The organism is Agriterribacter sp. (assembly GCF_035444585.1).
In the GTDB taxonomy this organism is placed as follows: Bacteria; Bacteroidota; Bacteroidia; order Chitinophagales; family Chitinophagaceae; genus Agriterribacter.
In genome coordinates this window covers 50,813-66,183 of sequence record NZ_DAOMOZ010000001.1, presented here as the reverse complement: position 1 = coordinate 66,183, position 15,371 = coordinate 50,813, and the positions used below count along the sequence as shown (strand labels likewise).

Here is a 15,371-nt window from a genome sequence, read left to right as displayed (position 1 = left end):
GCAATGAGAAGCATCAGGGAGGTTTCAAACTCTCCCGCATGCCCTACGCCTCCCTGTCCCGTTTCCGTGATCTCGTTCAGGCGCTTCATAGCGATCCGCCACCACGTGGTCATCACAAAATGCACATCCGGATATTCATGCCCCAGTTGTTCCAGTACTACCTGTCCGACAGCCTGGTTGCCACCGTGGCTATTGAGGAGGATGATCTTTTGAAAACCATGCCGGATGACCGATCGGATGATATCCTTTACCTGGTTACGGAAGCTGTCGTGGGAAAGCGATAACGTACCCGCAAAGCCCATGTGATGGTCTGAGCAACCCACCGCAACGGCCGGGAGGATCAGCAGATGATCGGGTACTGCCTCATGCAGCTTCTTGGAAAAAAACTCACCTATCAAACGATCCGTTGCAAGCGGCAAATGCGGACCGTGCTGCTCTGTAGCAGCCACCACCAGCAGTACAGGTATGCTCCTGTTGAGGCCATGCAATTGTTCTGAAGTTAACTGGTCCCAGATCATGATTTTACAGCCCACATTTCAATTTCAATTAATAGATTCATCAACAGGCCTGCTTTGAGCGCTGTTCGCACGGGAAGCGTACCAGTAAAATATTCCCGGTACACCTCATTGAACCGGGGCCAATCTTCGAGGTTTTTCAAATACACATTCACTTTAAATACATCATTAAATCCACACCCGGTGCTTATCAATTGCCTGAGACAATTGTCCATGGTATAAGCAGCCTGTTCTTCAATCGTATTTCCCACAACATTCCCGTTGGGGTCAATAGCTGCCTGCCCCGACAGCACCACCAGCTTTCCCGGATCAATTTCCAGCACAGGCGAATAAGGCCCGGCAGTTTGGTGCTGCCCGGCACCGGACGGTAATTTTATCAGGCGTTCCGTTTGACTGGTCTCTCCTATAAAGTGGGGCATATAGCCTGTAAAGCCGGTGATCTTCCATGCGTGGTTCACTTTGCGGCAATAGTAAAGCGTTTGCCAGTTCATGGGCTGCAGGCTTCCGTCTGCTTTTACAATACTGCCGAAAAATTTCTTGTGCACTACGGCAACGTTTTCTTTTATCTCTACATCGCGCAGCACGGTAACCCGGAACATAGCAGCTTCAATATCTTCTCCCCATGCCAGTGTTTTAAACTCCGCTGCCTGCCGCAGCCATTCTTCCCGGTAAGCATTTAAAGTAGGAAAGCCCAGTCTCCACGCGTCAGGGTTTCCGATGCGCCCGGCATCCAGGCCGATAAAGCCGTCTTCTATAAAATCATCCGCCACCATAGCCCAGTCTTCCTGCAAAAAAGCCATGATATCGCGGTATACCAGCATATCCCATATGGCGCGCCGGTCGCTGTCGTGTCCGGAAAAAGGGTTTGTATTCAATGGAATTCTTTTTGATTGATCTGATAATGTTTTAAAGCATATTCATCGGGCTCTACGCCCAGTCCGGGGCCTTCGGGCAGCCTCACGTAGGGCGGTTCAAACTGAAGGGGAGCTTTGAGCAGGTCGTGCTCCCTGATCATCCTTCCAAAAATATCGCCAGGCCAGGTACAGGAAGCCGCAGCGGCAGAGCTGTGTACGTACATGGCTTCCAGGATACCCAGATCTATCTCCGATCCATGCCAGCAAGGCATCCCGGCGGCAGAAGCAATATGATCCAGCCGTTGGAAATCGGCCAGACCGCAGTTAAAGTTGAAAGCATCTACAGCGCTCAGCCGGATGGCCTGGATCGCATCTTTTATCCGCTGGCCATGCAGCACATAAGGAAGCGACACATGCAGCACGATCGGAACCGGGCTGAAGGCACGCAGGGAAGCATATTCGTCAAGCTGCCAGCGCGGAACCGGTTCTTCCACACATAAAAGATTGCCGATCTTATTTAACGACTCAATCCTTTTACGCGCTTCAAAAGCATGGTCCCATCTTTCATTGGGGTCAAGGATCACCTTCATGGAAGGAGCAGCATCTGCAATCACTTTGCACCATTTTACCACGTCATCTTCCAGGTCGCATTTAAACTTGATACAATCATATCCCCGCGCTGCAAAACGGCTTACCATTTCACCGATCTCTTCCACGAGCCGGTGGCCCGACCATGCGCCTACTTTTACCTTTTCTTTCAGCGGACCGCCTAAAAGATCTGCCACGCGCATGTTGTGCGCTTTGGCATAAGCATCCCATACGGCACACTCAAAACCATCATACTCCCTGCAAAAGTTAAAGGGAAGCTTTTGGATGATCAGCGTATTGAGATCCTTACCCAGCAACACCCCGATCATATCTTCCACGATCCGCCAGTCGTGATTCCGGTACAGCTCACCCCATCCAACGATACCCGTGCTCAGTTCCATACGGACGATCAGCTTGGGAAGCCTGTCGAACTGCACGCTCCATCCGCCTTTGGAGCCTACCGGTAATTTATGCAGCGGCTTGTTGAGCGATGCGCTGTTGATGGTATCCGGCCGGGCAGGAACAATTACTTCATAACAGGTAATACTGGAAATTTTCATTAACTGAATAAACTTTTGTTGATCTTATAATTTTTCCTGTTCAATGCTGCTATGCCGGCATAGCGCCTGTTAGCTTGATCGTATCCCCATTGTCAACATATATGGTTTGACCGGTAACAGAGCGGCTTAAGCCGGATAATAAAAAAGCGGCTACATGACCACAATCCAGCGGATCAACCGCACGGGGAATGGCCTGTTCATTTTCAATATAATGCCTGATCCACCCGTGGGGATCATTGGTCCAGGTACCGATCAGCGCATAATTCTGTTCCGCATGCACATACCCGGGAGCGATCGCATTCACCCTGATGCCGTACATTCCCAGCTCAACCGCCATTCCGCGGGTCAGTCCTTCTACCGCCGCTTTGGCCCCGGCATATATAGCATATCTTGCCATGGTGGAACGGGCATGTACGGAGGATACATTTACGATATTGCCTTCTGCTTTATTATTCAACAACTGACGCACAAAATATCCCGACATTATCCAGACACCTTTTATATCAACACGATAAAGATGGTCGAACTCCTCCTCGCTTGCCTCATGCGCAAGCCTGCTCAGCCCTATACCTGCATTGTTGACCAACCCGTGGATCGTGCCTACTTCCCTGCCCAGGCGATCAAACATCACTTTAACCTCTTCCGGCTTGCTGATATCCGCAGGCGCGGGAACTGCATCGGGATACCGCTTCATAACAGCATCCAGCTTTTCTTCAGTGGGCTCATTTATTATTAAACGGGCACCCAACTGCGAAAGCGCCTGGCATATACCGCTTGCCACGCCGTATCCGCCTCCTCCTGTAATTAAAATATTGGTTCCTTTCAAATCCATACTTAAATCCGTTTGTTGCATCATATTACTCCATATTTGGAAAACGCATCGCAGGCGTTCATCCCCTCTTCTATTTTCGTCTTCACCATTTTCTCCGCTCTCGCCTTTTCAAAGGCTTTCACCAGCACTTCGCGCTCTACCTTTTGAGGGATAACACATACCCCGTCGCGATCGCCGAATACAATATCTCCCGGTTCTATCAACACCTGCCCGCAATGAATAGGGACTCTGTAGTTCACCACTTTTCCCCGGGGTTCCTGGTCCTGCGCATATCCGCCATAGGAAAAACAGGGGAACTCCATTGCCAGTATGCCCGACGTATCTCTTGAATAACCATCTACTACCGCGCCTGCAGCACCGAGCAACCTGGCCCGAGTAGCCATTAATTCACCCCACAGGGCATAGGTAGGAGATGCGCCCGAGCAGATATATACTTCATTCTTTTTTAGATCGTCGAGCGCCTCGAGCATTAAACCGAAAGGTTTTTTTAATAAGCGGCTGTCACTGATCTGATCTATATCGGCTTCTAAAACCGTCATTGCCCTTCCCACCATCACCATTTTATCATGTAAAGGACGAAGCGCCGGCGGTAAAAACTGGTGCAGGTAGCCAAGCTTGTCCAGGATATCTCCAACAACCGCAGTAAACAATTCACTGCGGATCAGCGCAAACAGTTCATCATCGTTTTTCCATTCTTCCATAAGACTATACTTATAATAATTAAAATCTGTTGATCAATATGGTTTTCACTAATCCGTTCAGATGATCGCCTTTAGTTTTTTACTTGCTTTAGCTCTTCCCCGGCTCCATATCTCATCTAAACTTACCTGTTTCCCTCCCAATGATTTGCTTTTATCTGCAGCTTCCATAAAAGCACAGATCTCTTTGGTAACTTCTTCTTCTATGGGAGGCTGGCCATTATCGAAAAAAAGCGTTACTACTTTCAGCATAGGCTCATACCCGTCGTAGGGCCCCAAAAAAGCGTCTCCCTTTTCGCCGTAGGCTATGCCGCCGTAAGAATGCGTGCCGGTGCGGGTTCCGCGGAAAGTTCCTATCCGCCCGTCTTTCCATACACCCACCACCACATCTGTACCGGCAGTGTGAGTGCGACTTAATTTTTCACAGCCCGCACCCATAACCGCATAAAGAATTTCTATTCCATGGATCCCGTACCAGAAAAAGTCGGGGTGGGTTTTTTCTATTACGGCAGGACTATAAGCTTCTGCACCTATAACGTTCCCGATCTTTCCCTTAACCACTTCCTGGACACTTGCCATATAACGCAATGAAGAGCAGGAAAAGACCGGCGTTTTATAGTGCTTGGCAGCTTCAAATATGGCAATGGTATCGGCCAGGGAGGCAGACACCGGCTTATCAATAAAAAGCGGTTTCCCTGCTTTGAGCACAGGCAATGCCTGCTCAAGATGCTTATTGCCATCAATACAGGTTAAAATAACTGCATCTACCTGCTTAAGCAATGCCGGTATAGAATCAACAATTTCCACACCGTATTGCTTTACCTCCTCCGTGATTTGCGGGATCCGCTCTTTCCATTCAATGATGTGCTCTGTCCCTTTCGGATAGGCGGCCGTTATTGTATAGCCGTTAAAATCGCCCGGTGATCCGTTGATAGACCTGGTAAACGCTGCGCAGTGCCCGGTATCCAAACCGATCAAACCTATCCTTTTACCCTTTGCCATACCATGCCACACTGCATGTGCCGATATTTTATCGGCAATGCCCATGCCCACACCGGTCAGCACCATGTTCCTTATAAACTTTCTTCTGTCAGTCATATCTTAATATTATTCCTGTTTATTTAAATATTGATTGTCACGTAAAGCGGCTGCTTATATTTTGCCTCCTTTGATTTATTTATTCAAATACTGAGTGGGGAATTTCCAGGGCGAGCGGTATTCAGGGATCGCCAGCCTTGCCGCCTCTTTATCTCCTATGATCGCTTCGGTTTTCGGGTCGAACTGTATGGACCGGCCCAATTTCATAGACAGAACGCTAAGCTCTATGGGAACATCCACTTTAATATGATACTCAGGATTACAGGAAGGCTGTTTGCGCGATTTAATGCATTCTATCCATTCCAGCTCATGACCGGGAGAAGAAGGTATGGACTGCGGCGGTGCTGTCATGCCTTCCATTCTGTTTCCTTCAGGTAATATCTGCGAGGTACTGTAATCTGTTAGCAGGGTACCATTTGTTCCATGAAAATAAATACCCAGCCTTCTCTGGCTTTTCTGCCCTCGGAGGAAATCGAACCCGTAGCTGTTTGTCGACGACTGCATCCAGGTCATGGTAAGATCAGGATAACGCCAGATCACTTCATGGTTATCATAAGCGTCGCTGTCATCCTTAATAATATACCTTCCGCCTATTGCGCTGATCTCGGTAGGATAACCCAGCTCAAGCGCCCATACGGGCAGGTCTGTAATGTGAGGCGCCATCCCGGGTGTCCATCCGCCACTGTAATCCATCCAGAAGCAATGATAAAAAGCGTTTTTGACCAGATTGGGATTGAAAGGCTTCTTTTGGGCGGGGCCTACCCACATATCCCAATCCAGCCCTTTGGGAACAGCAGTGTTATTGTTACCGCTCCCGATACCATTGGGTGCTTCATTCATCACGAAAAATGTCCGTACCGTTCCGATCCTGCCCAAATTGCCCGAACGGACCAGTTCCACCATACGGCGATAGTGATCACTTGCATGGATCTGGGTACCCACCTGGCAGATGGATTTATGCTTTCTCACAGCATTTCGTACAGCGATGCTTTCTCCCAGGTGCATTGTCATCGGCTTCTGCAAATAAATATCCAGGCCGGCTTCTGCCGCCTCGATCGCCTGCAGGGCATGCCAGTGGGCGGGCGTGCCGATGATAACGGCATCCAATCCTTTATGCCGGAGCAACTCACGGTAATCGGTATACCCTGTACAGGTATTTTTAAATTTCGCCACGATCGGGTCAAGCCTGTCCTTCCAAACATCGCATGCAGCCGTAACCACCACATCCGGGTGTGCCGTACAGGCGCGCAGGTTGGCTGTTCCCAGGTCTCCGCACCCGATAATTCCCAGGTTGATCTTATCGCCTGGAGCGGAGCCTTTTTGTGTATCCATAATATTAAAATTCTTTGTGAGCGGCGCACCGATAGCGGTGATGGCCATGGATTTTACAAATTTTCTCCTCGAAACGGAAGATGTTATTCTGCTTTGTTTCATATTTTGATCAGTTTAATTATACTCGTCGGGCAGTTTTTACCTGGCCATTATTAATTTGATTTGAAGTGATACAAAGGTGTTAAGGTATAATTATAGGCATCCCATCGCTTTACTGCAAGGTCTTTGTCCTGCGCAACATTTGAATGTATCACCAACCTGTATCTTAAAACCAGGGGCTCTCCTTTTTTCAAAGCATACCGTGTATCAGGTGTGGGAAATGTAGGCTGAACCCATGAAAGGTTATCGTAATGAGCCCATGCTCCCGGGTATTCGGGGTTGTCTTTATGCTGCAGGATCATTAAACCCGACCTGGACTGGTTTCCCTGGAATATCCCGCTCAGATCAGACCAGGCGCGAACCTTATTTTCGGCTGTGTCTGTGTAAAATGAGATCTGCTGTTGCTGCGGTGTTTGCATACGCACACAAAATCCGCCATAACTGTTGGCAAGACGCGTGGCTATCGTAATACTGTCTTTTAAAGCCGTTAGCCGGATATTGAAATCAATAATCCGCGTAGAGCCGGTTTGCCGGTAAGCCCGGATTACAACGTACTCGTTAACCATGGGAATGGAATCCCCCCATTTCCACAGGTTCTCTGCTGTTACCTGGGCAAAGACGGGACCGCTTACCAGTTCCACTTTTTCCGTTGGTCTGGCAAAGATCCGCTGCAAGGCATATATATCTCCTCTTTCGGCTCCCATCTCCACTTCGGGCCATGCCCAGAATATACCCCGGTGATGAAATTCGCCGTCTGCGGGCCAGTCCTTCGTCAGCATCTCACCTTCGAGGCCGTACAACGGATGTACATAGTCGTTGCGGGGCACTGCATATATGAGATTGGTATAAGCGGAGTCCTTTGGAAGACGGGGATTCTCTTTCAGGAATTCAGACAGGTAAACACCTCCCAACCGGGAAATGGATGGTTTTTGTGTTTCTGACCCCGGTAAACGGATCACATCTTTCTCATAAACGGTATGATAATTATATTGCAGCACTTTCTTCCCGTCTTCTTCAAAAAGTATCTGGCCATTCGGATCAACAGTTGCATTTACCATACTGCCGAACGTATCCGCCTGCTTGTGTAAGCCAAATTCATAAGCACCGTTGTTTTCCTCCGGCAGCATCATTACCATTTTAGGATGATCGGGATCACTGCTGTCTAACTGACCGGGTATAATGGAATCGGTATCACCCAACCGGTAAACCAGGCCCAGCTTTCCCTCCCTGGCAGCCTGTAACTCACTGGCATCCAGATTAACTTCTACCGATGCAGGCGACCGGGTTTCACTGAACACACGATGCTCATCCACCACGGTGATGGTGGTTTGCTTTGCAGAACAGGCAGAAAGCGTAACAATAACAAAGAAAACTATACTGTTTTTGATCACCATTATTCTATTTGTTTTTAAAGCAACGAAATAAATACATACAAAAGATAAACATACAAGGATTACCAACCGGGATTTTGTACCAATTGTTTATTTAAGGTTAATTCTTCCGTTGAAACGGGACTTAAATAATCCCTGTCAGGCCTGAAGCCGTAACCGCCAGGCAATTGCGACTTAAGCGGATCAAAATAGCCATCGGTCAATGTAAAATCAGAGGCATTCAGATCAGGATAGTCTGTTGTGTTGAATTTAGCACCCAACGGACGTTTTCCTACAAGCGTTTTTTCGGCAGCAGCCCACCTGGCCAGATCGTTCCACCTGAATCCTTCCAAAATGAGCTCCACGCGGCGTTCGCGTCTTATTTCATTAAGCACCGGCGTTAAGTCGGGAAATTGCCAGTTAGGATCTTCTTCGATCGCAGCTATATCCAAAGGAGGCATAGCCACCCGGTTGCGAAGCCGGTTGATGCTCATATCAATATCCTGCTGGGTTATCGTGCCCAATTCGGCTTTCGCTTCTGCATAGTTCAGCAACGCTTCTGCATACCTGAACACGATCCACCCGGTATAACCAACGGGTAATGTTTCAAGGGAGGCATGATGAACAGGATCAAAATTCAGGAACTTGTTCATCTGGTAACCTGTAGGACACCGGGTATGGGCAGGATCTGCTACCGTGGGCCTTTGAAAGTACGTTGTGTCTGAACCCACGGCCTGGAGCGGAAAACCGGGCGTAAAGATCGTTTGTGTAAACCTCGGATCCCGGTTGGCTGCTGTTTTTTCCAGTGTGCCGTCTCCCTCATACAGCGGGTTTTCGGCACCGTTACTCAAATAAATAGGTCTCCCGTCCTTACAGAGGTAAGCGTCAACAAACGACCTGGTCAACCCTATACCGCCGGATTTTCCCGTGGCGATCTGGAACTGAAAAGCATTTCCTTTTTTGAGGCTCAGGTCAAACTTTTCCCATAATAACACCTCAGGATTTGTGGCATAATCCACCCTGCTGAAAAGGTTAAAATAATCCCATTCAGGCTCACCAGTGGAATAAACAGCGTAGGTTCCCGATTCTATCACTGCCTTAGCCGACTGTGCCGCCAGTTCAAGATATTTCTGCGGCTGGGGATTGTCTACTTTAAATTCATCCTCCACATGGTATTTCTCCCAGGTACCTTCATATAAACAAACCCTCGATTTGAACAACAATGCAATTTCCCTGCTTAGTCTTGTAGCACCTTCCTGCTTACCTGCGGGGAGGAGCTCAATGGCCTCATCCAGGTCTGCAATGATCGAATCAACCACCTGGTTGCGCGGAGCACGGGGCATATACAGCTCTTCCGAATTGGTATTTAACGGGGTGCCAATATAAGGCACATCCCCATATTCTTTCACCAGGTTAAAATAAAAGAATGCCCGGAAGAAATAGGCCTCTCCAACATAATCTTTATAGCTGTTAAAAGGGTCTTCTACTTTATCGTAGTTCGCCATAAAAACATTCAGGGCGCGGATATTGGTATAACCCCATCCCCCCGTTGCAGGCACTACCCTTGAACCCTGCAGCCTGGGATTGGCGATCACGAGGCCTACATCATCGCTCTGGGCATCAGCAGCAAAATCTCCGTTTAGCTGATCACCCATAGGCTGGTTGAATGCGGCAGGATAAAACTGATTGACATATAATTTGAGGTCATTGCCTGTTTTCCAGAAATCCACCGTCGTGATCTGGTCAAGCGGGTACTTGTTCAAAAAATCTTTTTTACATCCAACCCCCACTGAAAGTAAAAGTAAAAGGCTGTATTTCCATATATTTATTTTCATAGCTTCAATTATTTAAAAGTTACATTAATACCTACTGAAAATATCCTGCGTAAGAAGTGCCCTTTGGCAACACCCCATCCTGCATTAAAAAGCGCTTCAGGATCTACCAGCTTCGTTAAAGGAGTGAACGTAAGCAGGTTTTCGCCGGATACATAGATCCTTGCATTTTCCACAGCCACTCTGCGTGTCAGGTCGGAAGGAACCGTGTAGCCGATCGTTAAACTTTTCAACCGGAAATAAGAAGCCTTCTGCATATACCGTGTTTGTATCTCCTTGTTCTTGTAATCCTCCGTTGAGAGATATGGTTTAGGATAATAAGCCCCGGTATTGGGACCAAGCATATTGGTTTCATCTTCCGGGCGCCAGTAGTCAAGCGTGGTATTATTTCCTTTATAGAATGCGTTCATCCCCCACCATTGCTGTCCGTTGAACCCGTAAAACGCATTGTCATTCGTAGTGGCAAATGCATAATCTCTTTTAAGGATGCCCTGCCAGAACATGCTGAAATCAATGTTTTTCCATCTCAATTCACCGTATAATCCTACCGGGTACCGGGAGCTGTTGTTCCCAATGATCGTGTAATCACCCGGGGCATCTGCTGTCCGGCTTCCGCGTGTGATCTTATTATCTCCGTCGAGGTCTTCGTACTGTATATCTCCTGCTTTCCAGGTAGGATAAAACAAGGTCTGGTCGGGGCCTTTGCCTGCGTCCTCCTCCGACTGATAGATCCCCACCGTTTTAAGACCCCATATTTCACCGAGCGTTTGTCCTTCATACCAGGTTGATAAAGATTTGGTTGGGTTATTGTATTCCAATACGGTTGTAACATTATCTGATATTGTTGCTCTTACGCTATATGTTATATTGGTGCCGATATGATCACGCCAGCCCAGGTCAAGATCGAAGCCTCTTGTTTTAATAGTGGCGTTATTGGTTTGAGGAACAGATGTACCAAGCGTAAGCGGCAGCGCTTCAGCGGGTCCAAACATATCGGATGTTATCCTGGTATAAAGATCAAAAGCCGCACTTAACCTGCCATTGAGGAAACCTGCATCGAAGCCGATGTTTTTTGTTGTAATGGTTTCCCACGTCAGATCTGCACTGGTGAGCCCGGGCGCCTGCACAAAGTCAGGTCTCACCGAACCCACGATCCAGTTCAGGTTGGTGCCCATTCCAATCGTGGGCAGGTACAGATAATTCGGCACCTGCTGATTCCCGAGCGAGCCCCATGAACCGCGGATCTTAAAAGTATTGACATACGGTTTCAATGCTTTCCAGAATGATTCCTGCGATAAGTTGTAGCCTACAGAAACAGACGGGAAGAAGCCCCAGCGGGAATCGTCGGCAAATCTGGAACTTCCGTCATACCTGCCGTTTATTTCCAACAGGTACTTTTCCCTGAAGTTGTAGCGGAACCTCCCGAAAAAGCTTTCTGAGGCCCAGTGCGATTTATTGTCGTTCAGGTTGATCGTGCCGGTTGATGTACTGATAGACGGCACACTGGAGGTGAGCATATCATTTTTACTTCCTGTTATGCCATTGAGAAGATCCGACTGACTTTCAAATCCGCCCATCACATAAAAATTATGTTTATCCAGGGCTATACTATAGGATGAAGTAATATTGAACAATGTATTGTTATCAGCAACAAAATTGGTTGTATAGGAACTGGTAGGATAGGCGTGCACATATTTTTGTCCCCGGGGATCGGTGCCATATATTGTCTTCTTATTATCATCATATCTGGAGTTGCTATTGGTATAATTATAGGAAATAACCGTTTCCCAGTTTTTTACAGGTTCAAGTATAGCGCCTAAAGACAGGATGTATTGTGAGCCGTATACATCAACTTTTCCTCCGTCAACGAGTGAAGGAATATCCGATATGTCTGAAAATTCGCCATTGGGAAGTATACGGGGCCTGAAGGAATTGGTCCGGTAAAAATCATGGTAAAAAGTATTCCTGTCATACCCTTCCTTGGTATTAAAATAGCGGTTCCTTTCATTGACGTATTTGCTGTTGAATTTAAAGGTCATCCAGTCTGTTGCTTTGGAAGTGACGTTGGCCGTTACATTGTACCTTTTATAAAACTGGCCGCCGTATCTCAGCTCATCCGGCTGGTCCCATAACCCTGCCGACACGTAATAGGAAGTTTTGTCGCCGCCGCCGCTGATATCAACATTATGCTTTTGCCGGGTTGTTACATCCTTATAAAATATATACATCCAGTCGTTGTTACCATTCCCTGCTATGCTCCATATCCCGTTACCCATCCAGTCGCTGCTATCGGGCATCAGCCAGGTTTCTTCTTTAATTTCACCTGCCATGTATTTTTCAATACGATCATAATTCTCCGGCGTAAAATTGGCTCCTAACCCTGCATTGATGCTTGCCTGATCAAAAGCCGTTATGTACTTCAGTGAATTCTCCATATGCGGACGCCCGATCGGGTTGGAAAAAGAAATATTATTTGAATATCGGATCTGTATCTTCTTTTTCCCGGAACCGCTGTTGGTGGTGATCAGGATAACGCCAAAAGCGCCTTTGGATCCATAGATCGCCGCTGCAGCCGCATCTTTCAATACCGTAATGGATTGAATGTCGCTGCTGTTAACTGCGTTTATATCCATAGGCACGCCGTCTACCAGCACATAAGGAGCATAATCACCCGTGAGCGTTCCGATCCCCCTGATGTTGATGCTCGGTTTGCCCCCAGGCTCACCCGCCGTTGTAGAGCCCGGCGTTATATTAAGATTCGGCGACACGCCCTGCAGCATCTCAGTAACATTTCCATTTCCCCTCGAAGTAATTTGCTTCGTATCAATAATATCAACTGCTGCCGTCAGGTTCTCTTTTCTTTGTGTTCCGTAACCAACCACCACCACCTGGCTCAATTCTGATGAAGAAACACTTAAAACCACGTTAACGTTGCTTCTACCGTTTACAGGAACCTCCTGCGTGGTATAACCAACATAAGAGAAAACAAGTGTATCAGACCCTGAAGCATTCAATTCATAGTGGCCTCTGGAATCTGTAGCTGTTCCCAACGGGTTGCTTTTCACCTGCACCGTAACGCCGGCGAGCAAATCACCGGAAGTACCGGTAACCGTACCCATAACACGGAACTGGGATTGTTGATCCGGTAAGGGTACATTTAAAAAGTTCATTTTATCTCCTGCCACTGAAGCATGCGCCATCATCAGCGAAAGCACTATGGCAAATACAAAATACCTGTAAAAAGTGTGAGCACATATTCTCATAACATTAAAGTTGAATTGGTTAAAAAATCCTGGTCTTAAACATATTCACTTTGTATACGAGCACAAGGATACGGACTAAAAGAAATCGGAATACAATATATTTTAACAATAACTTTATATATTTTAACATAAATGTATCTTTGCATATCATTTTATGTTAAATATCTTTTAAATGAAACCATTGTTCATAGATGTAGGGATCAATGAAAATCAACTGATCTATTTTAAAAAAATTGATACCGCTTACCTGGACACGCCATTTCACTTTCACCCCAACTGCGAGCTGGTATATATTGAAGAAGGGTACGGCAAAAAGGTGGTAGGAAACAGTGTAAGTACTTTCAACGAAGAGACGCTCATATTAATGGGGCCCGATACACCCCATATACTAACCAATGATGATATCTATTATAAGGGGAACAAGAACCTGCGATCTAAAGCCATTGTGATCTATTTTTCTCCTTCTTTGCTCAGGCTTTTTTTAACACCCAAAGATCTACAGCCTTTCAATACTTTGATCAATAAATCTTTGAGGGGACTTGAGATCACCGGAAAAACAAGAAATGTTATAAGGGAAAAAATGTCGGGCATTATGGAAAAGGAGGGGCTTTCGCGGTTAATCATTTTTTTCGGGATCCTGGAAATTCTGGCCTATACTACCGAGATCAAATATCTCTCCAGTAAAAATTTTGTAAATACTTTTAACGCAAAAGATACCGACAGGATAAATACAGTGTATCAGTTTTTAATGCAGAACTTCAAGCAGGAGATCCGCCTCGATGAAGTAGCGGCTATTGCGCATTTGGCGCCCACGGCATTTTGCAGGTTCTTCAGGCAACATACGGGTAAAACATTTTCAAGCTTTTTAAATGAACTGCGTGTAAGGCATGCGGGTGAACTGTTACATAATCACGAAAACAGCATTACACAAATATCTTACGAGTGTGGCTATCATAACCCTACTAATTTCAATAAGTTTTTTAAGGAAATTACCGGTATGACCCCTTCCGCTTATCGAAAAAAAATATTAGGATCCGCTTTAAACAGGTAACCCGGTTTTTATTCAACTTTAGTTAATGCTTCGGAATGCATTACAGGGCAAATGCCAACCCCCGTTTTTAAAATTGCAAATTGTCGATAAACCAATGCCTTCGAGACAGAATATTGCCGTACCGCCCGGAATCGTGTCGTTGAATTAAACATTCGGGAAATAGCATACGACCGATGCACCAAAGAGTGAAGAAAAATGGTTAACCGCGTATAAGCGCCCATCAATCTCCACCTGTGTACATCCATCTTTGTTTGTGCCCAGCTACATCTTGCATCTCTGCAAGAAATTTCCGGCGCCACTATTCCACTACTGTTAAATACTGGGCGTAGGAATAACCTTCTTCACCCGCATCTGTCCTGATCAGCCACCACTGGTCGTTTGCTTTGCTAACCAGGGTTACGGTTTCGTTATGCGCCGCTTTTCCAACAATGGGCTGATCGGTTCCCGGGCCTTTGCGGATATTAAGGTTAGATTTTTCGGTGGTTACTTTAGCCCTGGCGCCTGCAACGGCAGAAGCTACATTTATATTCATCACCACATCACCCGATAAAAAATTAGGGTCTATTTTTCCATATATGTCCCATAACTGGTCTTTTACACTTCCAGATGGCGCTTCTCCATCAATATACAGTACTCCGTCCTGTTCCCTTACCTGCAAATTGGCCACACCAGAAGCTGTTGCAGTATCAACCAACTGTTTGTATTTATCCTGTAATGCCATAAGATCTTTTTTTTTAGGTTAATTGATTTTTAAAGCAGTTGCATCAACTTTTTTAGATTTTAAACCATCCAATGCCATTTTAATTTTTTTCCAGTTGGCGGCCGTGGTTTCGCCGGTAACGGTAATTACCCCATCATTCGCAGTAGCTTTAACTGTTGGAAAATCTTTGAGCGCATCAGCAATGCCTTTTGTTAACGGGTCGTCGGCCGCAATTTCAACAGGTGCAGGCGCAGGCGCAATGGTTGTATTGTTTACAACTTCCTTTACTCCTTCTATACTTTTAACGGCAGCTTCGCTATTCGCCCTGTCGGCTTCATCTTTGGCTTCACCACTAAGCGTAACCACACCATCCTTTACGGTAACGGCAAGATGTGATAAAGCAGAATTCGATTGAATTTTAGCTTCAATGTCCTGGCCGCTTATTTTAGGTTTACACGAAAAAAGCCAGATGCTGGCCATTGCAACAACCATAGAAACCCGGAGCAAACGGTAAAGTGTTTTTTTCATACAATTTCTGATTTTAGATGAATAAAAAGATAATGGAATATCATGCCAATC

At 46.5% G+C, this 15,371-nt stretch carries 13 protein-coding genes; 1 reads left to right on the top strand and 12 read right to left on the bottom strand.

Annotated features, from left to right (window positions below; translation table 11 throughout):
* From PLH26_RS00280 to PLH26_RS00235, 10 genes are all read right to left on the bottom strand, one after another.
* Positions 1-518, bottom strand: a 518-nt coding sequence (locus tag PLH26_RS00280; RefSeq protein WP_324583963.1) for a creatininase family protein, incomplete at its 3' end; no start/stop codon positions are given.
* Entirely contained in the window at positions 515-1,390 is an 876-nt protein-coding gene (locus tag PLH26_RS00275) for a RidA family protein (RefSeq protein ID WP_324583962.1), read from the bottom strand. The genes PLH26_RS00280 and PLH26_RS00275, both read right to left, overlap by 4 nt.
* Positions 1,387-2,517: a mandelate racemase/muconate lactonizing enzyme family protein gene (locus PLH26_RS00270; protein WP_324583961.1), complete on the bottom strand. Its 1,131-nt coding sequence runs from the start codon at positions 2,515-2,517 to the stop codon at positions 1,387-1,389. Before PLH26_RS00270 ends, PLH26_RS00275 begins: the two co-directional genes overlap by 4 nt.
* A gap of 49 nt (positions 2,518-2,566) precedes the next feature.
* Complete coding sequence (locus PLH26_RS00265; RefSeq protein ID WP_324583960.1) at positions 2,567-3,373, bottom strand: SDR family NAD(P)-dependent oxidoreductase; 807 nt, start codon at positions 3,371-3,373, stop codon at positions 2,567-2,569.
* Positions 3,370-4,050, bottom strand: a complete 681-nt coding sequence (locus PLH26_RS00260; RefSeq protein ID WP_324583959.1) for an RraA family protein — start codon at positions 4,048-4,050, stop codon at positions 3,370-3,372. The genes PLH26_RS00265 and PLH26_RS00260 overlap by 4 nt, the downstream gene beginning before the upstream one ends.
* A gap of 57 nt (positions 4,051-4,107) precedes the next feature.
* A complete protein-coding gene (locus PLH26_RS00255) occupies positions 4,108-5,145 on the bottom strand; it encodes a Gfo/Idh/MocA family protein (protein WP_324583958.1) in 1,038 nt (345 codons plus the stop codon).
* A 75-nt stretch (positions 5,146-5,220) separates the two neighbouring features.
* Positions 5,221-6,579, bottom strand: coding sequence for a Gfo/Idh/MocA family protein (locus PLH26_RS00250; RefSeq protein WP_324583957.1), 1,359 nt, complete (start codon positions 6,577-6,579; stop codon positions 5,221-5,223).
* A gap of 50 nt (positions 6,580-6,629) precedes the next feature.
* Entirely contained in the window at positions 6,630-7,970 is a 1,341-nt protein-coding gene (locus tag PLH26_RS00245; protein ID WP_324583956.1) for a DUF6807 family protein, read from the bottom strand.
* A gap of 59 nt (positions 7,971-8,029) precedes the next feature.
* Positions 8,030-9,781 (bottom strand): RagB/SusD family nutrient uptake outer membrane protein, encoded by a 1,752-nt coding sequence (locus PLH26_RS00240; protein ID WP_324583955.1) that lies wholly within the window; start codon positions 9,779-9,781, stop codon positions 8,030-8,032.
* 8 nt (positions 9,782-9,789) lie between these two features.
* Positions 9,790-13,041: a SusC/RagA family TonB-linked outer membrane protein gene (locus tag PLH26_RS00235; RefSeq protein WP_324583954.1), complete on the bottom strand. Its 3,252-nt coding sequence runs from the start codon at positions 13,039-13,041 to the stop codon at positions 9,790-9,792.
* A gap of 172 nt (positions 13,042-13,213) precedes the next feature.
* On the opposite strand from PLH26_RS00235, the gene PLH26_RS00230 reads away from it, so the two are divergent.
* Positions 13,214-14,092 carry an AraC family transcriptional regulator gene (locus PLH26_RS00230; RefSeq protein ID WP_324583953.1) on the top strand — a complete coding sequence of 293 codons (879 nt, stop codon included), beginning with the start codon at positions 13,214-13,216 and terminating at the stop codon, positions 14,090-14,092.
* Positions 14,093-14,390: 298 nt separating this feature from the next.
* Here the strand turns inward: PLH26_RS00230 and PLH26_RS00225 are convergent, their stop codons facing one another.
* Together PLH26_RS00225 and PLH26_RS00220 are read right to left on the bottom strand one after the other, a co-directional pair.
* The gene (locus PLH26_RS00225; protein WP_324583952.1) at positions 14,391-14,813 is read right to left on the bottom strand and encodes an SH3 domain-containing protein; all 423 of its coding nucleotides are present in this window, start codon (positions 14,811-14,813) and stop codon (positions 14,391-14,393) included.
* 18 nt (positions 14,814-14,831) lie between these two features.
* On the bottom strand, positions 14,832-15,320 hold the full coding sequence (locus PLH26_RS00220; RefSeq protein ID WP_324583951.1) for a BON domain-containing protein: 489 nt from the start codon (positions 15,318-15,320) through the stop codon (positions 14,832-14,834).
* Positions 15,321-15,371 lie beyond the last annotated feature (51 nt).